This window comes from Myxococcales bacterium, assembly GCA_022563535.1.
GTDB lineage: Bacteria > Myxococcota_A > UBA9160 > UBA9160 > UBA4427 > DUBZ01.
In genome coordinates, this window is record JADFNE010000003.1 from 111,778 (window position 1) to 136,033 (window position 24,256).

Sequence of the window (24,256 nt, forward strand, 5' to 3'; positions counted from 1 at the left end):
GCAGGGCAGTTCAGGCGTGGGCATCAATATTGCGTTCTCCCTGTGGGGGGTGCTCCGGCGCCCAATTTGCGGAGGTACGACTTCATGTGCACGCACCGCGGTTTCGGGCGCAGTCTGGTGTTGATTGCGGCGGGACTCTTGATTGCCGGGATGTTTGCCGGGAACAGCGTGGCCGCGAGTTCGTTCGTCGAATTCGAGAGCGGCCCGGTGCGGCCGATCACGCTTTCACCTGACGGCAGCCAGTTGTTTGTGGTCAATACCCCCGACAACCGGCTCGAGGTGTTTTCTGTGGTCGGCGGAAGCCTTACCCACACGGACTCAATCCCGGTGGGCATGGAGCCCGTGGCGGTGGCGGCGCGTAACAATAACGAGATCTGGGTCGTGAACCACCTGTCGGACAGTGTCAGCGTCATCGACCTCAGTGCAAGCCCCGCAAAGGTTGTCGCCACGTTGCTCGTGGGGGACGAGCCGCGCGACATCGTGTTTGCCGGTCCTGGCGGGAATCGGGCGTTCATCACGACGGCGCACCGCGGCCAGCACCGAAGCGATTCTACGATTTCAGCTTCGACCGGCGCAGGCGATCCCCAACTCACCAGCGAGGGCATCGGTCGGGCCGATGTCTGGGTGTTTGACGGGTCGAGCCTCGGCAGCGCGTTCGGCGGAAACCCGCTTGAGATCCTGACCTTCTTCGCCGACACCCCGCGTGCGCTCGCGGTGAGCGCGGACGGCAACACGGTTTATGTCGCCGGGTTTCACTCCGGCAACCAGACGACCGTGATCAACGCGGATGTTGTCGCGGATGGTTTCGGGGGTTCGGGGGCAGTTCCCGACCCCGACATGAATTTTGCCGGAGCCTCGGCGCCGGAGACCGGCTTGATCGTGAAGTTCGACGGCACGAACTGGCGCGACGTATCGGGTTTCGTCTGGGACTCGAATGTCAACCTGGATCTGCCGGACCACGACGTGTTCGCCGTCAATGCAAACAACCTGTCCCACGGCATTGTCTTCGATTCGGTCGGCACGATCCTCTTCAATATGGTTGTGAATCCGGTTTCGGGAATGCTCTACGTCATGAACACCGAACTCCCGAACGATGTGCGCTTCGAGGGCCCGGGCGACTTCTTCAACAGTACCGTGCAGGGGCATCTCTCCGAGTCGCGTATCAGCGTGCTGGACCCAGGCGGTGTCACGGTCAATCCGCAGCATCTGAACCTGCACATCAACTACGGCAACCTCCACACCGATGCGGGTGCGAACCACACGGCCATCAACGCTCAGATTTCCCACAGCCTGGCAACGCCGCTTCAGGCCGTCGTTTCGGCAGACGGCTCGAAGATTTACATGGCCGCCTTCGGCTCGGCCAAAATTGGCGTGTTTGACGTCTCCGACATCGAAAGCGCGAGCTTCGAATCGATCTTCGACCCCACTGTGGAAAGTGCGAACTACATCGCAACCGGCGGTGGCCCGGCGGGACTTGCCCTGGACGAGACGAACAACCGCATTTACGTCTATACCCGCTTTGACAATGCGGTCGCCGCGATCAATCTCACCACGAAGGCTACGGTGGAAACGCACTCGCTCTACAACCCCGAGCCCCAATCGGTCGTCGACGGTCGCCCAATCCTTTACGACGCGGTCAACACATCGGGCAATGGTGAAGCTTCGTGTTCGAGTTGCCACATTTTTGCTGACTTCGACAGCCTGGCGTGGAACCTCGGCGACCCGGATGGCTCGGTGTCGACCAATACCCAGAAGACCGCTTCGCCGAATCCATTCCTGCCCCTTCCGGATGCGACGTTTCACCCCATGAAGGGGCCAATGACGACCCAGACCCTGCGGGGCCTGTCGACGCACGGGGGCATGCATTGGCGGGGCGACCGGGTCGATGGTGCTTTGGGCCAGGATCCATGCCCCGCCAATGGCGGTGGTCCCTCGGGTTGCGACGAAGATCTGAGCTTCCGAAACTTCATTGTCGCGACCGAAGGTCTGGTGGGCCACGATGGAAGAATCTCGCAGGCGGACATGCAGCGGTTCTCGGACTTTACCCTGCAAATTTTTCTGCCACCCAACCCGATTCGAAATCTCGACAACAGTCTGACAGCCGCGCAGGCGCACGGTCGCGCTGAGTTCTTCAGTTGTGGCGACCCCGGCGACTGCGCAATCATCGCTCCCCCTGTCCCCGGTGCGACGGATACCCTCGAGGATTGCGATGGCTGTCACGAGCTTGCGCCTGCAAACGGCTTCTTCGGCAGTGGGGCACAGGCGACGTTCGAGGGGCCGACCCAGAGCCAGAGCATGAAGGTGCCCCAGATGCGAAATCTGTATCAGAAGATTGGCATGTTTGGACTTTCGACTGTCTCCGGGCACACGGGCGAACAAGTTCGTGGTTTTGGCTATCTGCACGACGGCAGTGTGGACACCGTGATCAACTTTCTGAGCAGTCCAGTTTTCACGTTTCCCGACCCGATGAATGACATTCCCGACATCGCGGCGTTTTCGTTTGCGTTCCCCAGCGACCTCGCGCCGATCGTCGGTCAGCAGGTAACGCTGACATCGACCAGTCCAACCGAAACGGGCGATCGCATCGACCTCATGATCCAGCGTTGCAACGCTTCGTTCACTTCCCTGACCCTGGGCGGCGTGGTGACCGAGTGCGACTTGATCGTGAAGGGCAGTGTCGCAGGGGTCGAGCGGGGCTGGCTGCTCTCGGGCGTGCAATTCAAGGACGACAAAGGGGTCCTGGGCAGCGATGCCGCCCTGCGAGCCCTCGTCGCGGCTGAAGGGCCGCTTACCTACACCGCCGTCCCGCCGGGTTCCGGCGTTCGCGCGGGGATCGACCGGGACGAAGATGCACTGACCGACGGCGTAGAAACCAACACCGGCATCTTCGTGAGTGCGTCGGATACGGGCACGGATCCCGCCAACGCAGACACCGACGGCGATGGTTTCGACGACGGACTCGAGGTCGCGCATGGCACGGACCCCACCGACCCGCTCAGCTTCCCCAGCGGCATTCAGCTGCCGGGCCTCGGATCCACAGGCATGATCCTGCTGGTGATGGGAATGATGGTCCTGGGCGGCAAGCGTCTCGGAATGTCGAAAACGCAGCGAACGACGACTGGATAGCGTCGGAAGGCTTTGGCCGACTAGGTTGAAACCGCGCGATAGCCCGCTGCAATGATGGCCTGGTCGATCAGCGCGCGATCTACGGCTCCGCGAACCCGTGCGAGATCGGGGTTGCGCGAAACGACCGCAGAGATCACGCCTTCGACCTCGAGCAGGGCGCCTTCGAGCTTTCGTTCGCACTCTCCACAGGTCATGCCACCGACTGCGATCTCGACTTCAGCTGAACTTTTCTCGAACCAGTGCGCACGTACAAAGCGCGTGAGGTCCAGGATTGCGAGTCTTGCAATCAACCCGGCCATCAGCAGCGCGCTCGCCAGTGACCACCAGACTGGAGAGGCTTGACCGTGGAAGTGATCGCTCACGTTCAAGGGGCCGACGCCAAAGTCAAACAGGACGCCAAAACCGATGCTGCCCACGATCAACACGCCCAGATAAACGGCGAGCTGTCGCGAGCCGAAGCCGCGATAGATGGCTCCGATGGTCGCGACGTTGGTTGCGGGGCCGGCCATCAAGAACACCAACGCAGCACCCACGGGCATCCCATTGGCCACCATCGCCGCTGCGATCGGCACTGAGGCGGTCGCGCAGACATAGAGGGGCAGGGAGATCAGCAGCACGGCCAGCCCCGCGCCCAGGGAGCCCAGCTCGGCGAACACGTTCAAGGTTCCAACCGGCAAATAGGTGTCGATGAGTGCGCTGACGAGAATCCCGAAGACCAACCAGCGCCAGATGCTTTCGAGCAACGAGTGGCTGTGGCTGAGCATGGCGCGTAAACCGCGCGGGGCGTCTTCGATTGCGGAGAGCTCGGAGTCCTTTGAATCGGAAGCGTCAGCGAGATTGCGCTCGACGACTTCGTCCTCGGGAACGCGATCCGAGATCCAACCCCCGATCAGGCCCGTCGTGGCCGCAGCCAGAACCTTGAACAATGCAAATGGCCAGCCGAGAAACGAGGCGCTGACGAGAATGGAGTCGACCCCGGTCTGGGGTGTGGAGATCAAAAATCCCAGGGAGGCGCCGTTGCTCGCTCCGTCGCGCTTGAGTCCCAGCCCGGCCGGGATGACTCCGCACGAACACAGGGGCAACGGAACCCCGAGCGCGACGGCTTTCACCACGCCCCAGCTTCCGTGGAACTGACGCTTGATGAAGTTTCGGGGCAGTACGACGTGGAGGACTCCCGCAACCAGCATGCCCAGGAGAAACCAGGGAGAGAGTTCGAGTAGCGTGTTGAAAACAGACTGAAGCATGAATTAACGCCCCGAGATCCCGCCGTAGCGGGCAAAGACTTCCATCAGTTCGTCGATCGACGTCTGTCGAGCCTTCTTGTTGCCGCTCGCAAAGGCCGTCGCGACACAGGTTTCGACGTGAGAGCCGAGAAGCAGCTGTCCCGCTTTGCCGAGAGCACCTTGTACGGCCGAGATCTGCAGCAGGATGTCCACGCAGTACTTCTCTTCCTCGACCATGCGGCAGATTGCGCTGACCTGGCCCTCGACCTTGCGCAGTCGGGTCAGGAGTTTCTTCTTGTCTGCGGGGCTCTTGAAATGCTTCACGCTGAAGACTCCCATTTTCTTGTCGATCTGTTTGGCGATCCACGTCTCGATCGAGTGGCCGACATTTCGGCTCCCCCCGCCGGGGTTTCGTATACCCCGGGGAGGTATAGAACCTATACCCCCATAGGGTATCGGTCAAGGCCGAAATTCCCTGAGCTGAAAAAAACAATTGGGCTGAGGAGCGCTATTCTGTGGCTCCCCAGACCCCTCTAGTTGATTCTCGGAGTCTCAAGCCATGTCCAACGTGTTTCTCGCTGTCGCGCTGTTGGGAGCGCTCATGACGGCCAACGCATTTGTCTCTCAGCGTCGTTTTCCAAAACTCATCGTTCCGGGCTTTTTTGCGGGCTGGCTGGTGTCCGAACTTCCGTTACACCAGATCGCCTGGCAGGCGCTCGCAACCCTGGTCTTTGTCGCAACCGGCGCACTCGACGCCTGGACGGGTTGGCTGGGATTGTTCGTGACCTTTACCTCGTGGGGAGGCCTGCTGGCCTTGATTCCCGTGGCGCATCGCGCGGCGGCGGTGACCGAATCAGCACTGTGCGATGCGTTGGGCACGGGCTATGACGAGGGCTGGTCGGCGGCCACGCTGCAGTCGATGCAAACGCCGCCCCTGGCCGGTCGCCACCTTTGGGCCTTCAAGATGCGCCATCCCAATGTGAAGGTGACTCGCGACATTCCTTACGTCGACGACGGGAACCGGAGGCACATGCTCGACCTGTACGCCCCCAAGAAGCTCCGGGATGAAATGACACCCGCTCCCGTATTGCTGCAAATCCACGGTGGTGGCTGGGTCATCGGGAGCAAGAAAGAACAGGGACTGCCGCTGATGAATCTGATGGCCGCGCGCGGTTGGCTTTGCGTTGCCGTCAACTACCGACTCAGCCCCAAGGCCACGTTTCCCGATCATTTGGTGGATGTGAAACGCGCCGTGAAGTGGATTCGCGAAGAAATCCACAACCATGGTGGCGATCCCAATTTCATTGTCGCAACCGGCGGATCTGCGGGCGGGCATTTGTCGTCGCTGCTCGCGCTGACCGCCAACGATCCGGTCTACCAGCCCGGCTTCGAGAGCGTTGACACGACGATGAACGGATGTGTTCCGTTTTACGGCGTCTACGACTTCACAGACCATTACCAGTTTCTGGGGAATGAACGTCGCATCGAACTGCTGCAGAAGCTCGTGCTCAAGAAAAACCTGGAGACGGATCGTGACGCATTCCTACAGGCGTCGCCGATGCATCGCATCCACAGCGATGTTCCGCCGATGTACGTGATTCACGGAGATCAGGACAGCCTCGTTCCGGTCGAAGAGGCTCGGCAGTTCGTCAGGCTGTTGCGGGAAAGCTCGAAGTCGCCGGTGGCGTATGCTGAGATCCCCGGCGCCCAGCACGCCTTCGACATCTTCCATTCACCGCGCAATTCGATTGTGACCGAGTCGGTGGCCCGCTTCCTGTCGACGCTCTATTCCGACTCTCAACTGGGGCGCACGACTCCGACGACAATTCCGACTGCAACAACCGGCGCGGGCGTCACGCAAGGGACGCGCCCGTAAGTTTTTCGCTGACTTCCCACAACCGCAACGCATCTTCATCGTTGCGCGCTGCCGGTCTGGTGTCCCTGATGGCACAGTCGAAGTAATAGCCGCCGGTCCGACCTTCGACCTCGGGCGAGGTGCAGAGGTAGATCCCGGACTCGGCGCCCTTCAGCGGACTGCGCGCAATCGGTCGGATCAGCGTCATGGCCACCTGCGCGATCCAGCCGTTGTTCTTGGCGAAGTCGCTGCCCACCATGCCGGGATGAAACGCATTGACGGTGACGTTGGAGTTGCCAACCCTTCGGGCGAGTTCGCGGCTGAACAAGATGTTGGCGAGCTTCGACGCACCGTAGGCCCCGAAGGTGGAGTATTTGCGCTCGCTCTGAAGATCGTCGAAGTTCATGCGTCGGCCGCCGAACTTGTAGGCGTCGGATGCGGTGCTGACGACTCGCCCGGCGGTCGCCGCCTTGAGTGGTTCCAACAACAAGACTGTCAACAGGAAATAGCCGAGGTGATTGACGCCGAAGGTGGTTTCGAAACCGTCAACGGTCTCGCTGCGTTGTTGCATGACCACGCCGGCGTTGTTGAACAAGACATCGAGGGGGCGATCTTTTGCGATGTAGGCTGCGGCAATGCTGCGAATGTCGCGCCGGCTGCCCATGTCGCCAACGTAGAGTTCGCAATCCTCGCGTCCCGTCTTGCGCCGGATTTCCTCGATCAGCGCTTCTCCCTTGCTGCGATTGCGACAGACCAACGAAAGCGTCGCTCCCATCTCCGCCAGGGCGATTGCGGCAGCTCGGCCCAGTCCCGCAGTGCAGCCGGTAATCATTACTTGTTTGCCCGTCATGTCGACTGATTCAATCGCCATTGTCTTGTCTGCTCCTCGCATTCTCTTACATTGACTTTGCGCGGTCCCGGCGGAGTCCAGGCGCGAACCTTAAAGTGATACATTAACAGATACTGGTGCAGGTTCGACGCTCGAACTGGCAGCTGGAACGCGTATGGGGCAGTTGATGATACGAGCAATTTTCTGGGACAACGACGGTGTGCTGGTCGACACGGAGGGGCTCTTCTTCGCCGCCAACCGCGAAATCCTGGCGGAGCAGGGGATCGAAATCGACCGCGACGACTTTGCAGATGTGTCGCTGCGTCAGGGTCGAAGCATTTTAGAATTGATCGAAGGAATCGACAGAACCGAGTTCGAGGCGCTGCGTCTTCGGCGCAATCAACTGTACGAAGTGGCACTGCGGGGTGGGGTGCGGGTCTTCGAGGGGGTCGAAGCCTGCCTGGACCGGCTCCATGGTCAGTTGCCGATGGCAGTCGTGACCAGTTCGTCTCCCGAACATTTCAAAATCATCCACGAACAGACTGACCTCATGCAGTACTTCGAGTTCGTGTTGATGGGGGGCGACTACGACCGGCACAAGCCCCATCCAGATCCCTACCTGGCCGCGGCGGAGCGGATCGGCGTTGCACCGGCGGATTGTCTCGTGGTCGAGGATTCGGAGCGCGGCTTGCAGTCTGCCACCCGTGCGGGCATGCGCTGCATCATAATTCCCAATCCCTTGGCTGGAGACGCCGACTTGAGTCTCGCCCACGCCGTTGTGGGCAGCGTGAGCGAGATCCCCGAAATCGTCACGGGTCTGATGTGAGAATCTCGCTTGAACCTCGGAACGGGCAGGGCACCTGGCTTTCCCCCGAGTGCAATTGCCGTGGAGTTGATTCAGCATCTCGCTCCCCCTCGTGAGAAAGACGCTCGCCAAAAGAATTGCGGGTCGATCGAAGGGGGCGCGTTGGAGATGACGAACTGGATTGCAACGATGCGCGCGTGGGTATCGGGCGCAAGTGAGCCGGTGCGGATCGAGGGTGCCTGCAAGATGAGGGGCAATTGCTGCCGCAATCTGATCCTGGTGGATCGCGGCCGACCGCTCGCAAGTCTGAGGAGGTTTCGCAGACTCGCTCGACGCGAGCCCGAGTTCGCGATGTTCGTTCCTCGAGAAGAGGTATACGAAGACGGTCTCTTGCGTTTTTCCTGCCAAAACCTCGGCGGCGATGGACGTTGTCAGATCTACGAAGAGAGGCCCGACTTTTGTCGCGAGTATCCAGTCCCCGAGATGTTCAAGGTCGGCGGTGAACTGCTCCCCGGATGCGGTTACCGCGTGGTGCGAGGCGAATCCCCAGCTGAGCCATTCGCGAGGGTCTTCGAGCGGGAACTCGACTCCAAGCGCCGCGCAGGGTCGAGCGAAGCCGCGCCTTAGGTCGGCGTTCGGGGCTTCCGGTGTAGACTCCTGCTGGGCAAACCCATGCCGGGAAGAGCTGATGAAGCGCTGTCGCTGGGCCGAGGGAATGGATCTGGAGGTCGAGTATCACGACCGGGAATGGGGTGTGCCCAGCTGGGACGATCGCTACCTCTTTGAGATGCTGATCCTCGAAGGGGCCCAGGCGGGTCTGAGTTGGAACACGATCCTGTCCAAGCGCGCGGAATATCAGCGGGTGTACGCCAATTTTGAGGTGGCGAAAGTGGCGCGCTTCGATCGACGCAAGCGCGAGCGTTTGTTGAAAAATCCGGGCATCGTGCGCAACCGCCTGAAGGTCGAGTCTTCGGTCACCAACGCTCGCGCCGTCCTCGCCATTCAGGCCGAAGCGGGGTCCTTCGCCAAGTACATCTGGCAATTCGTCGACGGTCGCACCGTACAGAATCGTAGAAGGAGTCCGCGGGCGATCCCGGTGGAGACCGTCCAGTCCAAGGCGATGAGTCGCGATCTCAAGCGCCGAGGTTTTCGCTTCGTCGGCCCGACGATCTGTTACGCCTACATGCAAGCGGTGGGCATGGTCAACGATCATCAAGTGGGTTGTTTTCGGCACGCCAAACTTGCTCGCTAGCAGTATTCGTCGAGGCAAATTTCGGGCAGCCTGGAGGGGCAGGCGCCCTGAAAATGCTGAATCCGGGTCGGAATTGTTGTCGAATTCGCGCAAATTCTCGTCGTATCTGGAATTTGCCTACGGATTGCCGGTCCATTCTCCATTTCTGCTCTCGAACGGATGGAATCATTCAGTACAATTGCCGCTTCGAATTGGTGGGTCGGGCACGCCCCAGACACTGGGTGCAGCGGCCGCTCCAGCTAGCTGACGGTCGGCCAAGTACGTCCTGCCGCGAGCCGATCTTGGATCCACTCCAAGTACCCAAGTTAGGAGACGATATGTCCGGTTCTACTACGCCCCAGAGCGCGGCGGAGATGAGAAAGATTCTTTCGACTCGCAAGATCGAGCGGGTCGTGGTCCTCGGCGCCAACGGAACCATGGGTTTTGGCAGTGCCGCCCTGTTTACCACTGCGGTGCCTCACGTGACGTTTCTCGCCCGCACTCGCCAAAAGGCCGAAGAGGGGTTGGCGGCCGCCATCAAGCAGGTTCGCTCCCCCACGGTGGCATCGCGAGCCGAGGTCGGCGATTACGACAACGATCTCGAAGCGGCGGTCGAGCAGGCCGACCTGATTTTCGAATGTCTGACCGAGGTCCTGGACATCAAGAAAGCGATGTTTGATCGCGTCGAGAAGGCGCGCCGAGACGATTCGATCGTAGCGACCGTGACGTCGGGACTTTCCATCAATAAATTGTGTGAAGGGCGCAGCGACTCGTTTCGCAGGAACTTCGTGGGCCTCCACTTCTTCAATCCGCCCAACGTGATTGTCGGCACCGAGCTGATCGCGGGCACGGACACGGACAAAGAGCTGGTGGACTTTGTCGAAGCTTTCGCCACCGTGCGTCTGGGTCGCGAGATCATTCGCACGCAAGACACTCCGGCCTTTGCCGGAAATCGCGTTGGCTTCAAGGTGCTCAACGAAGCCGCGCAACTGGCCGAGGATCTCGGGCCGGTGCTGGTCGATCGACTGATCGGTCCCTACACCGGGCGCTCGCTGACGCCACTGGCCACCATCGATCTGGTCGGCTGGGATATTCACCGGGCCATCGTGGACAACGTCTTTGCCAACACGCAAGACGAAGCGCATGCGACCAACGAACTGCCGAAGTACATGGCCGCTCTCATGGACAAGGGCGTCATGGGCAACAAGAGTGGCGGGGGGTTCTTCAAGAAAGATGGCAAGGTCCGGCTGGCACTCGACGCCGCTTCCGGGGACTACAAACCGGTGAGCGAGATCAAGCTACCGAACCTCGATTACATCGACGATGTCGCGCACATGTACTCCCAGGGGCGATACGAAGAGGGTATTTCGATCTTCCTCGATGCCGAGGGCGACGAAGCCGACATCGCGCGCAAAGTCATCGCGGGCTATATCAGCTACGCATTCCATCGCGTGGGCGAGGTGACGGAGACCATCACGGGCATAGACATGATCATGGGTGCAGGCTTCAACTGGGCGCCGCCGAGCGTCCTGGTCGACACCATGGGTGCCGCAGCTGCTGCCCGGATGATCGACGAAGCGGGACTGCCGGTGCCGAAGGCGATCATCAGTGCCGTCGAGAGTGGCACGCCCAAGGCGTTCTTTACCCATCCGCACGTAAACGTCGGAAAGTTCTTTGTCGCTGGGTGAGCAGTAGGCAAACGAATGAGCCGCAATTCGGCACGCACTGAACAACCGAACCAGAGCACGCGATTCTAGAAACAGGGAAACAGGAGCACATCATGGCAACTCCCGAAGTTTATCTACTTGGCGGATATCAGACCGATTTCGCGCGCAACTGGACCAAAGAGAACAAGCACTTTACCGCGCTGATGCGCGAGTCGGTGCTCGGCGCTCTCAAGGTCTGCAACATCGATCCGGAAGAGATCGAGAGCGCACACGTCGGCAACTTCGCTGCCGGGCTCTACTGCATGCAGGGGCATCTCGGCGCGTTCTTCACCGAAGTCCATCCCTCGTTCAGCGGCCTGCCCACGGGTCGCCACGAAGCCGCCTGCGCATCGGGAAGCATCGCGATCCTGGCTGCCTCTGCGGAGATCGAGGCGGGACGCTACGACCTGCAGGCTGTGGTCGGCATCGAGCAGATGAAAACCGTTTCAGCGGCGGACGGCGGGGCCTTCCTCGGAACGGCTGCGTGGTACGAGCAGGAAGCCAAGGGCATCGAGTTTCCGTTTCCCAAGCTGTTCGGCAAGCTCGGCGACGAGTACGACAAGCGTTACGGCCTGAAGGACGAGTTTCTCGCCGAGATCAGCCGCATCAACTACGACAATGGCAAGCTGAACCCCAACGCGCAGACCCGCACTTGGTACATGAACAAGGAGCACGCGCTGTGTCGCACGGATGATAATCCGCAGGTGGGCGGTCGCGTTCGTATCTCTGACTGTTCTCAGGTCACCGACGGCGCGGTGTGCGTTTTCTTGGCATCCGAGGCGTATGCGACGAAGCATGCCGAGCGAAACGGAATGAAACTTTCGGAGATCCCGCGCATCAAGGGCTGGGGCCACAACACGGCTCGCATGCGATTCGTGGACAAGGTGTTCGAAAGCCGGGACAACGAGTTCGTGCTGCCACACGTTCGCAGCACGATTACCAGCGCGCAGAAGCGAGCCGGGATCGCGGACAGCAGCGGGATCGACGGGATCGAGACGCACGACTGCTTCACGACGTCGGAGTACATGGCCATCGACCACTTTGGCATCACGGCTCCGGGCGAAAGCTGGAAGGCCGTTGAGGCGGGCTGGCTCGAAATCGACGGCAAGATTCCAATCAACCCGAGCGGCGGTCTGATTGGGGCAGGGCACCCGGTGGGTGCCACGGGCGTGCGCCAGCTGCTCGACGCCTATCTTCAGGTCACGAATCAGGCCGGGGCTTACCAGGTCGAGGGCGCAAAGAACTTCCAGACCCTCAACATCGGCGGCAGCGGTACCACGAGCTGCAGCTTCATCGTTGGTGTCTAGATTGATGTCTAGCTTGGTGCCCAGGGTCTAGAGCCCGACTGGACGGCGCCACAGCGTCGCCAACCAGGGTTGCTGCTCTCTCGGCAAACCCGCTGGGCGATAGTAGTGCCGGACTTCTTCGAAGCCGGCGGCCAGTGTGTAGCGCCGCCACTGTTCGAGGTCGTGGTACACGTTGTAGCGCCCCCCGAACCAACCCTCCCGATTGTCGCCTCTCGGATTTGACGCGAACAGCACGCCGCCCGGGCGCAGGCAATCCCTCAGCTCTTCGAGCACTCGGGGCAGTTCGCTCGACGGCACGTGAAACAACGAAGCGTTGGCGAACACCCCATCAAAATGCTGAGCCGGAAGATCGAGGGCCAGGAAGTTCTGGTGGTAGACCTCGACCCCCGCGCGGCTTCGGGCCATGTCTGCAAATGCGAGGGCGCCGTCTAGCCCGACCGGGTCGTGACCCCGCTCGAGAAACGAGCACAAGTCGCGTCCGGGACCACAACCAAAATCCAGTATGCGATGGGGCCCCGGGCCGTCGATTTCGTCGAGCAGGGCGTCGATGTTCTGGGAAACATCGTGCAGCCGGGTCCCCTGCCAAAAACTCTCGGCGCTCGCTTCGTAGTGGTCAAGGGTCGCGCGGGTGAATTCTTCGAGGGCGTTTGCGTTTGGGTTTGGGTTCGGCACTGCCAAATCATACCCGAGTACCCGATGGTTGAACTAGAAGCCTTCGGTCTTGTGGATCTGCCGCCACATCAATTTGGGAAACCAGCGGCGCATGCGCCAGCCCAACTTGGTTCCCGGTCCCGGAAACACCCAGAGTTCGTCGCGCTCGAGGGCAGATTCGATGGCGTCGAGAACGACCTGCGGTTCGATCGTCAACACTTCGTCGAAGATCTTGGGCCATACCGTCTCCTGGGCTTGTTCGAGCAGCGGTGTGCTCACCGGAGGGGGGCAGACACAAGCGAAGCGAACCCCTTTGTTGCGGTTTTCGTGATAGAGGACCTCGCTGAATGCCACGACCGCAAACTTTGACGCGTTGTAGGCCCCCAGGTAAAGGACCGGCAACCAACCCGCCATGGATGCAAAGTTGATGAAGTCGCCACTTCCCCGCTCGAGCATCTTCGGCAGGGTGATCTTGGTGACGTTGACCACGCCGCCGTAGTTGACCTGCATGATTTTTTGAATCGTCGCGGTGTCCTGATCGAGCAGTCGCCCGGTCGGAAAAATGGCTGCGGCATTGTAGACGCGATCGATCGGACCCAGTTCTTGTTCGACGGATTTGACCGCCTGTTCGATCTCGGCGGGGACGGTGACATCGGCTGCAATGGTTTGAATGTTGTCAAAGCCCATGGCCGTGTCTGCAAGTCCAGACGTATTCACGTCGAGGGCTGCAACCGAAACCCCGTGCGCGGCCAGGTTGCGGGCAGCCAACTGCCCCATGCCGCTTCCCCCACCCGTGATGAACGCGACCTTGCCCGAAAACGCCATAGTGATCTCCTTGTCCGCGGGGCGGAATAAGAACTTGCGAAGCTTCGCTCAGGTCCGCGATCAGCGTCCTTGAGCGCTTGTCTTCCACTCGAACCGGCGACGGAAGTGAAACAAGTAGATCCCGATTCCAGCCGCAGCCACCAGGTTCGCCACCGCGATTCTGGCGACGCCCAGGGTTTCGATGACGCCCGGAAAACCAACTCCCGCGACGGCAAAGGATGCGATTTCGATGGCCAGTACACCTGTTGCGATCATTGGCTTCGGGTCGGTAGCAAAGTCGGCGAGATGGGCGAGGATCGACGCCGCCAGGCCGATGACGGCGAATACCGCGAAGTGCACCAGGCTGTAGGCGGCAATGGTAAGGACACTGATTTCGGCAGTCTCCGAAATTGCTTCTCCGGTGAAGAGCACGCTTCCGAGTAGCATCGGAGTAAAGAAAGGTCGCCCTTCGAAGGCGTCGATGGTAAAGAAGAAGAGACCGAGGCTCGCGCCGCCAATCGCCGAACACGCGGCAATATCAAAAACGAGATTTCCGTGACGCAGCGATTTGTAGAATGCGGTGGTGTCCATTGCGTGATTCTCCTTTGAAGAATCCGGTCGGGACGACCAAGCCGGAGGTCCCGGCGCAGAACGGCCAAACGGGCCAGCCCATGTTCGCTCGCTGCCGATCCGGAGAAAATCAGGTCCGTACAGACCTGCGATCCGGAGCGACTCGAAAAGTCTGCCGCGAGAATGTTCGCCTTGCCTGGGGAATTTCATCAGGGACCGGGGAGCATCGGCAGCTTGTCTTGTAACCGTATGCAGTCACAGGTGTTTCGGACGTAAAAATTTACACCGCCAGGAGACTCGAAACGCTCCAGTAAGCGGCCAGAATTGGTATTTTGTTTCGCATCGTTAAATTTTGTCCACAGGAAAGGCTTTGAAAATGCCCGCAAGCCAAACCGAGTCCGACCCTGTTGTGTACCGGCCCCCCAGTGGCGAAAGCTGGCGGGACCCGTTCCCGATGTACAAGGCACTGCGCGAGCACGATCCCGTGCACACGTTCGAGAATGACGCCGGCACCTTTACCGTACTGTCGCGTTTCAAGGATGTTTTTTCGGCCGCGGTCGATGCCCCGACGTTCTCTTCCGCCCAGGGCCTGACGCTGAACTACGGGGAAATGGAAGCCCTGGGGATCGAGGCTCCGATCGTGATGATGGACGCGCCCGAACACACCGCGCTGCGCAAACTGGCGATCAAACGCTTTACGCCTCGGCAGGTTCTGGCGATCGAGCCCATGATTCGGGAGTTCGTGGTCGAGCGAGTCGAGCGTCTGCGTGAAATGGGGGAGGGCGACATCGTGGTCGAACTCTTCAAGCCGCTTCCGAGTTTGATCGTCGGTCACTTCCTCGGTGTTCCCCGGTCGGAGCAGCCGCTGTTCGATCGTTGGACGGATGCGATTGTCGCGGCCAATGCCGAGGGTGACATTGGCTCCGCAACCGAAGCGGTCGCCGAACTGTTCGGCTACTTCAGTGCGGCGATCGACCGAGTTCGCAAAGACCCCGGTGACGACATGATCTCCGCTCTCGTGCACGCCAATCCCAATGGAGTCGAGCTCTCCTTGATGAAGATCCTGGGCTTCGCCTTCACCATGGTGACCGGGGGCAACGATACGACAACTGGGCTGTTGGGCGGGACCGCGGAGCTGCTGACCCGGCATCCCGCACAACGCCAACAGTTGGCGAAGGATCCCGGCAGTATCCCCGTCGCCGTCGAAGAATTTCTGCGTCTCACCTCGCCGGTCCAGGGTCTTGCGCGCACGACGACTCGGGAGGTTGCGATCGAAGGCACGATCATCCCCAAGGACCGCAAGGTCATGCTGCTCTATGGATCGGCCAACCTGGACGAACGCGAATTCGGCGACAATGCGGGGGAGTGCGACATCAACCGCAAGATCCGGCGCCATGTGGCACTGAGCTACGGTCCCCACCATTGCATTGGCGCCGCGGCCGTGCGCATGCAGGCGCGGGTCGCCCTCGAAGAGCTTCTCGCGCGGTGTCCCGACTTCACCGTGGATTTCGCACGGGGACAATTTGCATCGGGCAACCACGTGCGGCGCTACGCCACGCTTCCATTCAGCGCGCGAGGCGACGTCTAGCGAGTTCGTCAGTCGGATTGGCTCCGCAAGTCTCCCTGGCTTCCATCGAGCTTTGCGTTCGGATGCTTGCGTCGAGATTCCTCGCGGTACTCGCGGTAGAACCGGAGAACCCGCTTGACGTAGGCTTGGGTTTCGGGGTAGGGCGGTATTCCGTCATAGCGATCGACCGCGACCGGGCCGGCGTTGTAGGCCGCAAGTGCGACGCCCAGTTCGTCATAGCGATCGAGCAGGGTACGGAGATAGCGAACCCCACCGCGAATGTTCTCGCTGGGTTTGAACGGGGAGCGGACTCCCATTTCGCGTGCGGTCTCGGGCATCAACTGCATGAGTCCCTGTGCACCTTTGTCGGACACCGCGAGAATGTCGAAGTTCGATTCGACTGCCACCACGGCCTTCACCAGATGGGGATCGACCTGATACTTGCGCGCGATGCGTCGAATCATTGCGGCTACGGTGGGTTCGAAGTCTCGACGTTGTTCTTCGAAATCGCGGCGCGGACGGTAGACATTGTCGAGAGTTTGCTGGCTCTGCCATTGGTAGCTGTCGCTGTAGCCTTCGGCTCGCAGGGATTCACGGCCGACGACGGACACGTAGTCGAGCACATTCGCCATCACGCGTTCGGCCTCTGTGAGGCGCTCGAGGCGCCGGTAGATCGAAGCGAGGCGCACCAGATGTGACAACGTCGCGCGCACCCGAGCATCACTCGGAGCGGTTTGCTCGAACTGTGCGAGCGCCGCGACCCAGGCGATCTCGGCTTCGCCGTAGTGTCGGAGACGCATGGCGGTGCGCGCCTCGCGCGACAGAGCGGACCAGTCGGCTCCCGTGCGCGCAGTCTTCGTCTCCTCTGCGATCATCGACGATTCGGTGGCATCGAACGAAGGTGGGACGGTGTTTGCACAGGCAAGCGAAAGCAGCGCGATGGCGAGTGGGACGAACCCTGCTCCCACCGCCGGATTGGATCGAAATTGCAGACTGTTCAGCTTCGAGGTCAATTGAGCTCCAGCAGGTGTGGCGGCATTCAACGATCAACGACCCGCGGCAATGTTACGGGACAAGGGCACGATCTCCGGGGTCATGCCCGCTTGTTCGAGGGCGAGGGCGACCTCCGCTACTTCCGAAAGGGTCTTCAATCCGTGTACGAAGAGATGGAAGCGAACGCCCTCGTCCGATTCTTGCTCGGCGATCAGCGTGGGCCACGGGTCGATGTCCGGGAGCAGCAGTTCTTCGGCGGCCATGGCGGTATCCAGCTTGTAGTAGGAAGCCGCGCGCACCGCATATTTCTCACCGAGCTCCGGTTCGAGGCGGTGATCGAAACGTTCGACGGCTCGAGCCAACGCGATTGCGGTCGCCTGTTTTTCCTCACTTGTGGGAAGCAGGTGCGCCTGGACGGAAATGAGCAAATAGATTTTTCGATGCGAATCGCGCGTTGCGGAAGTCGCTTGGCCGAGAATGGGAATCTTCGAAAGGAAGGGCACACCCAAGCCCTCTGTACCGCGGACCTCGCTGTCCAACCCGGCGATGATCATCCGCTGGCCGAAGCCCGCGGTAAATGACGTGTCGAGCGTTCGAGTTGCGAGGATCGGGCCGACCCCCGGTTCGCCGAGTGACCGCACGAGTTTATTTTCTATATGCAGATGGAGTCGCAGGCTGTCGTCGCTGTTCAGCGTGGCTTTGACTCGAATCAAGATACCAACGTCATGACGCTCGATGGTGGTGTGCAGGGTTGGCGCGAGACCGACGTTGGCAGGATTGCTTGCCGCGACTGGAATGGGAATATTGTCTCCGATGAACAACTCGGATTCTTCTCCCACCTCGAGGATAATGCTGGGCTCCTGCAGCAACTTCGTTTCGGCCCCAGTTTCGCGCGCGATTACGGTAATCCCGAGGCCTGGGATCGAGTCCGCCCCGGAAATCTGAACCAGGGGCGCGCCGAATTCGCCGAGCACTGAAACAACTCCGGGAATCTCTAAGGGCAGAATGGCTGGATTGATCAGCGCGCCGGCAATCTTGTTCGGTGCCGGGTCAATGAAGGGGATCGCGGCCCCGATTCCGAGTGCCAGGTTGCCTTCGGTCGCGATCTCGAAGATCTTGATGTCGACTCGTACCATGCGGGGCTCGCGGTCCAGCTCTGCAATCAACCCTCGCAGCATGTCGAAGGTTTCACGGTCGGAACGGATCACCAGGGAGCGGGTCGCTGCGTACGCGACCACGGAGTAATCCCGACCGATCAAAGTACCGACGTTGGCCACGGCGGACGCATTGTCTGCCGCGCGCGTTCCTTCCTCCGAGAGCCCACGCAAAAGTTGGGAGAGCTCCTCGGGGTCGCGGTAGATCAGGTTGACGACATGAAGTTCGCCGGTACTGGCCGCGGGGATGTCGATCCGTCCAATCCATTCGCGCAGCTGTGCGAGTTGGGTTTCCGAAGCGGTCAGCAGCAACGCGTTGGTCCGCTCGTCGATCTGCACATCAGCCGTGGACCCTTGGCCGCCTTTCCGACCGCCGCTGCTGAGTAGCCCATCGAGTTGACGTTTGACCTCCCTCGCATCTCGGTAGCGCAGGCGCACGACCACGAGCGAATCCGAGTGACTGGAATCCAGTAGCCGCGCGAGTTCCATCAAGCGATGAATGCGATTCTCGGTTCCTGCGAAGATCAAGCTGTTTGCCGGGGGGTAGGGGATCACGTGGGCTGAGGCCTGGAGCATTGGACGCAGGCTGCTGGCCACGAGTTCCGGATCGGCGTGGCGCAAGACGAGTCGGGTGGTGACTGCGCCCTCGGCGCCTTTGCTGAGGGATGCTTCGGTATAAGGAGCGCTTCCGGCCATCTTCTCCCAGCGCTCGATCTTGTATTTCCCGGGTTCAATGGGTATCGCCAGCATGCCTTTGAGCAGCAGCGCGGCGTTCAAAATTTCGGTGGCCTCCGCAGCACTCACCCGGGACGGGATAGCGAGGGTCACACGTCCGGGAAGCGGCGACTCGAAGACGTAGTGATTGCCAGTCCGCTGTGCGATCGCTTTCACCACTTCGTCAAGGGGAGCCTGGTCCATCAGGAGTTCGAGGGAATTGTCCGTCGCTGCTCCGGGCTCCAATGCCTGAGCGCGGGATGCCGCGACCCATGGCAAGCTGCAGGTCAGCAGGGCAATCGCGAGGGCGAAGCGAGTGATACCCGGCAATGCACTCATTGGTCTCGACCTCGTCGTCGGCAAGCTATTCTGTCCTGATCTGGTAAGTCCCCGAGGCGATCGGGGTCAGGTACTCATCCGCTGAAAAGAACTCCACGCGATACTCTCCGGCTGGCCACTGTCCGGGAGCCTTCTTCAGCCATACGTAGCTGTATTCGTCGGCAGGACTGACCCGATACCGGTCAAACAGGAGGATCTCGGGATTGTCGATGCGATACCAGTGCACCATCAGGTTGTCGCCCGAGTTCTCGCTATTGGGAATCACCGCGTAAATCCTGTTCGTGTCGTCGTAGAATTCGAAACGGGGATCGTCGGCGCCTGTAGACTTGTTCGCCTTGGTGGAGAACTCTACCTCGACGCTGTCGTGACCAAACGTGTCGGTGATATCTGGAGTAATGACGCCGCTCATCGCGATGTGCGAGAGGCGATTTGCATAATCTCGCAGGTCTGAGATGTCCTTGAGTTCTTCAGCGGTGATCATGGTCATGCTGGTAATCGTGGTAATCAACTCGTCGTCGCTCATTTCGTTGATGATGCGACGGGAGACGTTTTCGGGTGCGCGTCCCCAATCGAGCAAATCAGAGACGCTCGCCGCATTGAGAATCTCACCGACCGCTGCGAGCCCCTGGCCCGCTTCCGAAGCGATCGCATCTTGCATGTGCTTCGCGAGCGTGGAGATCTCATCGTGTTCTGGATCGGGCGCTCGCTGGGTGAGGATGGGGGGCGCGGTTTTGTCGCTGGGGACCGAGGGTGCGGTCCATCGGCCCACGAGACCACCGATCAGCAGTCCGATGACAAGGCTGGCGCACAATGGAAGGACACGGCTGGACACGCTGAAAAACTCCTGGGTTGATTTGGCTTGCTGCTCGTATTGACGAGGGTAGTGAGTGAGAAGAGTAGTCGATAGGGGCGTTCCGTGACTTGACCGATGTGAGAAAACCACGCGATTTTGTGCCGAGAATGCGGGCGACAGGCACTTGGAGGTCGTCCTGCGGAAATTTCGGATTCCATCGTAGCGCCACGAGCGAGAGGGCATTCTCAACATTTCATATTGACTAATCATATGCCGTGGCATTTGCCGATATGAGCAGGAGCGAATTGGCGGGTGAACTGAATAACAGCAACAAGTGGTGTTTGATGGCGCTATCACAGACGAATCAAGGTAGTGACGTAGGAATCGAGCGGATCAGCAAGATCGCAGATGAGCTCACCGTCGAACTGGGGGCGGCACTCAAGCGAATCGAAAAGATCAGCTCGCAGACCCAGGTGCTTTCCATCAATGCAAAGATCCGGGCCGCTCGCGCGGGCAATGCCGGGCGAGCGTTTGGTGTTGTCGCCGACGAGGTGGCTCTGCTTTCGAAGCAGATCTCCGAGGTCACCAGCGAGATGGAAGAGCGCAGCAGCCGTACCATCGCGGATCTCAGTTCGATCACACGCCACATCGCGACCGATCATCTAGGCACTCGCCTGATGGACCTGGCGCTGGTCAATATTGATCTGATCGATCGAAATCTCTATGAGCGAACGTGCGACGTCCGCTGGTGGGCGACCGACGGCAGCCTGGTGGCTGCGCTGGCTCAGCAGACCCCCGAGTCTCGGGATTTTGCGAGCAAGCGCCTGGGCGTGATTCTTGATTCGTACACGGTCTATTTTGATCTCGTGCTGTGTGATCTGAAAGGAAATGTCATCGCGAATGGCCGCCCGGGAAAGTTTTCCACGCAAGACAGCAATCATAGTGATGCAGAATGGTTCAAGGCGGCGATCAAGACGCACAGCGGTACCGAGTACGGGTTCCAGTCAGTACACCGATCGCCCCTGGTGAACAGCCAACTGGGCCTCGTCTACTCTTGCACCGTGCGCGAGGGCGGGGACGCGAATGGATCGATTCTCGGAGTGTTGGGCATCGTTTTCGATTGGGCGTCCCTCGCCCAGGAGATTTGCGAAAACTTGCCCTTGAGTCTCGAAGAAAAAGCAATCAGCCGGGTCTGCATTGTCGATGACGCTGGTTTGGTTTTGGCCGACTCGAACAACGAGATCCTGACCCATACGATCGAGATCAAGGGTCGCAGCCAACTCTTTTCCAAGACAAAGGGATATGTGATGGAAAAAGTTGCGGGCAGCGACTGTATGGTCGCCCATGCGCAATCGCCAGGTTACGAAACCTACAAGACCGGCTGGCACGCGCTGATCATTCAGCAATCCCGCTGATCCGATTCCCCTTCGCGATCGAACCCATGGTTTCACGATGCCTGCCGGATTTTCATCCCCGGACGGAAAGAGCCGGGCTGCGAAGCCCGAGCGGTTCTTTTTCGCCAGGCCTTGGTAGTATTGTCGCGAGCTTGAAGCGAACGCCGAATCTGATTGCAATGAAGACCGACACCAGCACACAGAACCACAAATCTCCCCGTCCCTTCGGGCTGGCGCCACGCCAATGGCGCCGGTGGATTGTGCGCATCTTCATGATCGCTGTGCTGTTCGTCGCGTTGATATCGGCGTTTTCCTTCCTGGGCGTGATCGTGGAGAAATTTTTCGTAACACTCTACGTCGATTGAGAACCGTCCAGCAAAAAGACCTATGCTCTCGCATCGATGAAGCTTGCTGAACCCCGGTTGGACGAAGTGCGTTGGATCGATCTGCCCTCGAACCGGGACGATCGCGGAGTCCTCACCTCGATCGAGAGTGAGCAGGATGCGCCTTTTCCGATCCGGCGGATTTTCTATATGCATCACGTCGTGTCGGACCGGGGCGGTCACGCCCACATGGACACTGACCAGGTGGTGGTCGCGCTGGCGGGCAGCTTCGAGATGGAGTTGTGTGACGGGAAGTCTTCCAGCACCTACCAGCTGGACGACCCCACGCGAGGTCTCTACATGCCCAGGATGATCTTCATCAAGATCCGGGGCATGACCCCCGATGCCGTCTGCCTGGTGCTGGCGAGCACCCACTACGACATCTCCCGCTCGTTGCGAAGCTGGGACGACTATCTCTCGGCGGTCGGTGTCGAGGGCGTCTGACGTGAAAGCCGAATCCAAGGAAGTGAGCTTTCTGCGCTCGTCGATGACCGCGGAGAGTCCTGTCTTCGACAACTCGAACTTTCTTTCTTGGTTTCGCGAGTGCGGCGCTGGGAGCGGGTTTCGGGTGCGCCGGATCTCGTTTGATGAGATGGACCAGTGGAGCTTCGAACCGGGGACCCAAAATCTCGTACACGCTTCGGGGCGCTTCTTCCGGATCGAGGGGCTCCGAGTCGAAACGAATTTCGAGCCCGCGGGCCGCTGGGACCAGCCGATCATCAACCAACCGGAGATCGGGATCCTGGGGATTCTCTCCCAGCGCTTCGGCGGGATTCGACACTTCTTGATGCAGGCGAAAGCAGAGCCCGGCAACATCAACACGGTCCAGCTTTCGCCCACCGTACAAGCGACCCAAAGCAACTACAGCCAGGTTCACGGCGGCAGCGCGCCCAACTATCTCGACTACTTCACCCAGGCGCCGGCCGAGGGCCTGCTGGTCGACCAACTGCAGACGGAGCAGGCCAGTCGATTTCTCAAGAAGCAAAATCGCAACATGATTGTCGACGTCGCAGATGACGACGAGGTGCCCGTGCTCGACGGGTTTTGCTGGCTCACCCTCGGTGAGATCAAGAAGCTCCAGTGGCGAGAGCATTTTGTGAACATGGACGCTCGCTCCGTGATCTCCTGCATCCCGTATTACGACGCGGAACGAGGTTTTGCCGATCTTTCCGAGGCGCAAACGCTCGCAGGCTTCGAAAAAGATCTGCTCGGGTCCATCTACGCGGGATCCGGTGCAATGCATTCGATGGACGCGCTGTCTGCATGGCTCACGAAAATGAAGACCCGTTACCAGCACCGTGTCGAATCCATTCCGCTGGCCGATGTGAAGAACTGGAAGATCACCGAGAGCGAAATCGTGCACGAGTCACGCGGGTACTTCTCTGTGATTGCCGTCGCGGTGGAGGCGGGGGCGCGAGAGGTTGCACGATGGACGCAGCCGATGCTTCGGGATGCAGCCCCGGGCCTGCACGGGTTCATCACCCAAAAGCACGCAGGGGTGCTGCATTTCTTGGTGCAGGGAAAAGTCGAACCCGGCAACCTCGACGTAGTCGATCTCGCTCCTACGGTTTCGCGATCGAATATCGAACATCAACGCGAACGCGCAAGCGAGATTCCCTTCCTCGATCGCTTCCTGAACCCGCGGCCCGAAGAGATCCGTTACTCGGTACTCCAGTCGGAGGAGGGCGGGCGCTTCTTCCGACTCGAGAATCGCAATACGATCCTCGAACTCGATCCCGACAGCGTGCTCGACCTGCCCGAGCAATTCATTTGGATGACCCTGGGGCAGCTACTCGAGTTTTTGAAGTTTGGGCATCTCAGCGTCGACGCGCGCACCTTGTTGTCCTGCGCGAGTTTGATCTCTGGAGCGGAGGACTGTGCGAATCCTGATCCTCGGTAATTCCGCGATCGCCAACAAGCGGCTGATCCCGGCGCTGACCGCGCTGCCGGAGGTCACAGGCTTTGAAGTCGCCTCGCGCAGTGCTGCCGACGCCACCTTCTCAGACTATGAGACGGCGCTGGCCAAGAGCGACGCAGATCTAGTCTACGTCTCGCTCGTAAACAGTGACCACGCACTCTGGGCCGAGCGCGCGCTCGAGTCCGGGCGCCACGTCGTGGTAGACAAGCCCGCCGTGCTCGACTTCGAACAGGCAGAACGGCTCGTCGAATTGTCTCGCAGCCGGGATCTGTGCCTGGCCGAAGCGACGGTGTATACGCGCCACCCGCAGCTCGCTGCAATTCGAGATCTGTTTTCGCGTCCAGGCGCAGCACCCACGAACATTCTGGCCAGTTTTTCATTCCCGCCACTAGCGGAAGAAAACTTTCGCTACCGCCAGGAACTCGGTGGCGGTGCGCTCAACGACCTCGGCCCCTATGCGGTAACTCCCGGGCGGCTGTTCTTTGGCGGGCGCCCGGAGGCGTTGGAGTGTCGCGTGGGGTCAAGGCACGGAAGCGACGGCGTGGAAACCGCATTCAATGTCATGCTGCAATATCAAGAGGGCCGCTCGCTGGTCGGCCAGTTCGGCTTCACGACGGCGTATCGCAATCGCCTTTCGTTCTCGGGGCCCGACCTCTGCGTCGATCTGGACCGCGTCTTCACGACCCCGGAGCTGCTGGAAAACGAGCTTCGCTTGACTCAGCAAAGCGGCGCGTCCATCGTCAAGGTGCCGGCCGCAGACTGCTTTGCGCTCTTCGTGCATGAAGTCATCGGAAGGATTCAGGCGCGGGATCTCGAGAGCCTGCGGCTAGAATTGCTCGACGATGCATTCGTGCTCGACTGGATGCGTCGTGCGGCGGGAGGACGCTAGTCAGC

The 24,256-nt window shown here is 60.2% G+C and carries 22 protein-coding genes; 13 read left to right on the top strand and 9 right to left on the bottom strand.

The features are described from left to right. Nucleotides 1-84 precede the first annotated feature (84 nt). A complete protein-coding gene (locus tag IH881_02115; protein MCH7866461.1) occupies nucleotides 85-3,126 on the top strand; it encodes a hypothetical protein in 3,042 nt (1,013 codons plus the stop codon). Nucleotides 3,127-3,146: 20 nt separating this feature from the next. Here the strand turns inward: IH881_02115 and IH881_02120 are convergent, their stop codons facing one another. Next, complete coding sequence (locus tag IH881_02120; GenBank protein MCH7866462.1) at nucleotides 3,147-4,370, bottom strand: permease; 1,224 nt, start codon at nucleotides 4,368-4,370, stop codon at nucleotides 3,147-3,149. A gap of 3 nt (nucleotides 4,371-4,373) precedes the next feature. After that, nucleotides 4,374-4,688: a metal-sensitive transcriptional regulator gene (locus tag IH881_02125; GenBank protein ID MCH7866463.1), complete on the bottom strand. Its 315-nt coding sequence runs from the start codon at nucleotides 4,686-4,688 to the stop codon at nucleotides 4,374-4,376. 220 nt (nucleotides 4,689-4,908) lie between these two features. On the opposite strand from IH881_02125, the gene IH881_02130 reads away from it, so the two are divergent. Beyond that, the gene (locus IH881_02130; GenBank protein ID MCH7866464.1) at nucleotides 4,909-6,225 is read left to right on the top strand and encodes an alpha/beta hydrolase; all 1,317 of its coding nucleotides are present in this window, start codon (nucleotides 4,909-4,911) and stop codon (nucleotides 6,223-6,225) included. Here the strand turns inward: IH881_02130 and IH881_02135 are convergent. Beyond that, nucleotides 6,203-7,075 carry an SDR family oxidoreductase gene (locus IH881_02135; protein MCH7866465.1) on the bottom strand — a complete coding sequence of 291 codons (873 nt, stop codon included), beginning with the start codon at nucleotides 7,073-7,075 and terminating at the stop codon, nucleotides 6,203-6,205. The genes IH881_02130 and IH881_02135 overlap by 23 nt on opposite strands. Before the next feature lie 145 nt (nucleotides 7,076-7,220). Here IH881_02135 and IH881_02140 point away from each other — a divergent pair, with 145 nt between their 5' ends. The 5 genes from IH881_02140 (at nucleotide 7,221) to IH881_02160 (ending at nucleotide 12,082) form a co-directional block, all read left to right on the top strand. Continuing rightward, nucleotides 7,221-7,859 (top strand): HAD family phosphatase, encoded by a 639-nt coding sequence (locus IH881_02140; GenBank protein MCH7866466.1) that lies wholly within the window; start codon nucleotides 7,221-7,223, stop codon nucleotides 7,857-7,859. A gap of 147 nt (nucleotides 7,860-8,006) precedes the next feature. After that, entirely contained in the window at nucleotides 8,007-8,465 is a 459-nt protein-coding gene (locus IH881_02145; protein MCH7866467.1) for a YkgJ family cysteine cluster protein, read from the top strand. A gap of 61 nt (nucleotides 8,466-8,526) precedes the next feature. Then, the gene (locus IH881_02150; GenBank protein ID MCH7866468.1) at nucleotides 8,527-9,090 is read left to right on the top strand and encodes a DNA-3-methyladenine glycosylase I; all 564 of its coding nucleotides are present in this window, start codon (nucleotides 8,527-8,529) and stop codon (nucleotides 9,088-9,090) included. 317 nt (nucleotides 9,091-9,407) lie between these two features. Further along, complete coding sequence (locus tag IH881_02155) at nucleotides 9,408-10,757, top strand: 3-hydroxyacyl-CoA dehydrogenase family protein (protein MCH7866469.1); 1,350 nt, start codon at nucleotides 9,408-9,410, stop codon at nucleotides 10,755-10,757. 92 nt (nucleotides 10,758-10,849) lie between these two features. After that, on the top strand, nucleotides 10,850-12,082 hold the full coding sequence (locus IH881_02160; protein MCH7866470.1) for a thiolase domain-containing protein: 1,233 nt from the start codon (nucleotides 10,850-10,852) through the stop codon (nucleotides 12,080-12,082). A gap of 27 nt (nucleotides 12,083-12,109) precedes the next feature. Here the strand turns inward: IH881_02160 and IH881_02165 are convergent, their stop codons facing one another. The 3 genes from IH881_02165 to IH881_02175 are packed head-to-tail and all read right to left on the bottom strand — an operon-like array spanning nucleotide 12,110 to nucleotide 14,128. Further along, complete coding sequence (locus IH881_02165) at nucleotides 12,110-12,754, bottom strand: class I SAM-dependent methyltransferase (GenBank protein MCH7866471.1); 645 nt, start codon at nucleotides 12,752-12,754, stop codon at nucleotides 12,110-12,112. 33 nt (nucleotides 12,755-12,787) lie between these two features. After that, nucleotides 12,788-13,558: an SDR family oxidoreductase gene (locus IH881_02170; protein ID MCH7866472.1), complete on the bottom strand. Its 771-nt coding sequence runs from the start codon at nucleotides 13,556-13,558 to the stop codon at nucleotides 12,788-12,790. Between the two features lie 60 nt (nucleotides 13,559-13,618). Then, on the bottom strand, nucleotides 13,619-14,128 hold the full coding sequence (locus IH881_02175) for a hypothetical protein (GenBank protein ID MCH7866473.1): 510 nt from the start codon (nucleotides 14,126-14,128) through the stop codon (nucleotides 13,619-13,621). Nucleotides 14,129-14,483: 355 nt separating this feature from the next. Between IH881_02175 and IH881_02180 the strand changes: the two genes are divergently transcribed. After that, nucleotides 14,484-15,695 (top strand): cytochrome P450, encoded by a 1,212-nt coding sequence (locus tag IH881_02180; GenBank protein MCH7866474.1) that lies wholly within the window; start codon nucleotides 14,484-14,486, stop codon nucleotides 15,693-15,695. Nucleotides 15,696-15,703: 8 nt separating this feature from the next. On the opposite strand, the gene IH881_02185 is transcribed toward IH881_02180, so the two are convergent. The 3 genes from IH881_02185 to IH881_02195 form a co-directional block, all read right to left on the bottom strand. Next, nucleotides 15,704-16,306, bottom strand: coding sequence for a lytic transglycosylase domain-containing protein (locus IH881_02185; GenBank protein MCH7866475.1), 603 nt, complete (start codon nucleotides 16,304-16,306; stop codon nucleotides 15,704-15,706). 414 nt (nucleotides 16,307-16,720) lie between these two features. After that, nucleotides 16,721-18,874 carry a hypothetical protein gene (locus IH881_02190; GenBank protein MCH7866476.1) on the bottom strand — a complete coding sequence of 718 codons (2,154 nt, stop codon included), beginning with the start codon at nucleotides 18,872-18,874 and terminating at the stop codon, nucleotides 16,721-16,723. A 25-nt stretch (nucleotides 18,875-18,899) separates the two neighbouring features. Then, a complete protein-coding gene (locus IH881_02195; protein MCH7866477.1) occupies nucleotides 18,900-19,706 on the bottom strand; it encodes a hypothetical protein in 807 nt (268 codons plus the stop codon). Nucleotides 19,707-20,011: 305 nt separating this feature from the next. On the opposite strand from IH881_02195, the gene IH881_02200 reads away from it, so the two are divergent. The 5 genes from IH881_02200 (at nucleotide 20,012) to IH881_02220 (ending at nucleotide 24,251) form a co-directional block, all read left to right on the top strand. Further along, nucleotides 20,012-21,082: a chemotaxis protein gene (locus tag IH881_02200; GenBank protein ID MCH7866478.1), complete on the top strand. Its 1,071-nt coding sequence runs from the start codon at nucleotides 20,012-20,014 to the stop codon at nucleotides 21,080-21,082. Between the two features lie 158 nt (nucleotides 21,083-21,240). After that, entirely contained in the window at nucleotides 21,241-21,426 is a 186-nt protein-coding gene (locus tag IH881_02205) for a hypothetical protein (protein MCH7866479.1), read from the top strand. Between the two features lie 36 nt (nucleotides 21,427-21,462). After that, on the top strand, nucleotides 21,463-21,888 hold the full coding sequence (locus tag IH881_02210) for an FdtA/QdtA family cupin domain-containing protein (protein MCH7866480.1): 426 nt from the start codon (nucleotides 21,463-21,465) through the stop codon (nucleotides 21,886-21,888). A gap of 1 nt (nucleotide 21,889) precedes the next feature. Next, entirely contained in the window at nucleotides 21,890-23,344 is a 1,455-nt protein-coding gene (locus IH881_02215) for an NDP-hexose 2,3-dehydratase family protein (GenBank protein MCH7866481.1), read from the top strand. After that, the gene (locus IH881_02220) at nucleotides 23,322-24,251 is read left to right on the top strand and encodes a Gfo/Idh/MocA family oxidoreductase (GenBank protein ID MCH7866482.1); all 930 of its coding nucleotides are present in this window, start codon (nucleotides 23,322-23,324) and stop codon (nucleotides 24,249-24,251) included. Before IH881_02215 ends, IH881_02220 begins: the two co-directional genes overlap by 23 nt. Nucleotides 24,252-24,256 lie beyond the last annotated feature (5 nt).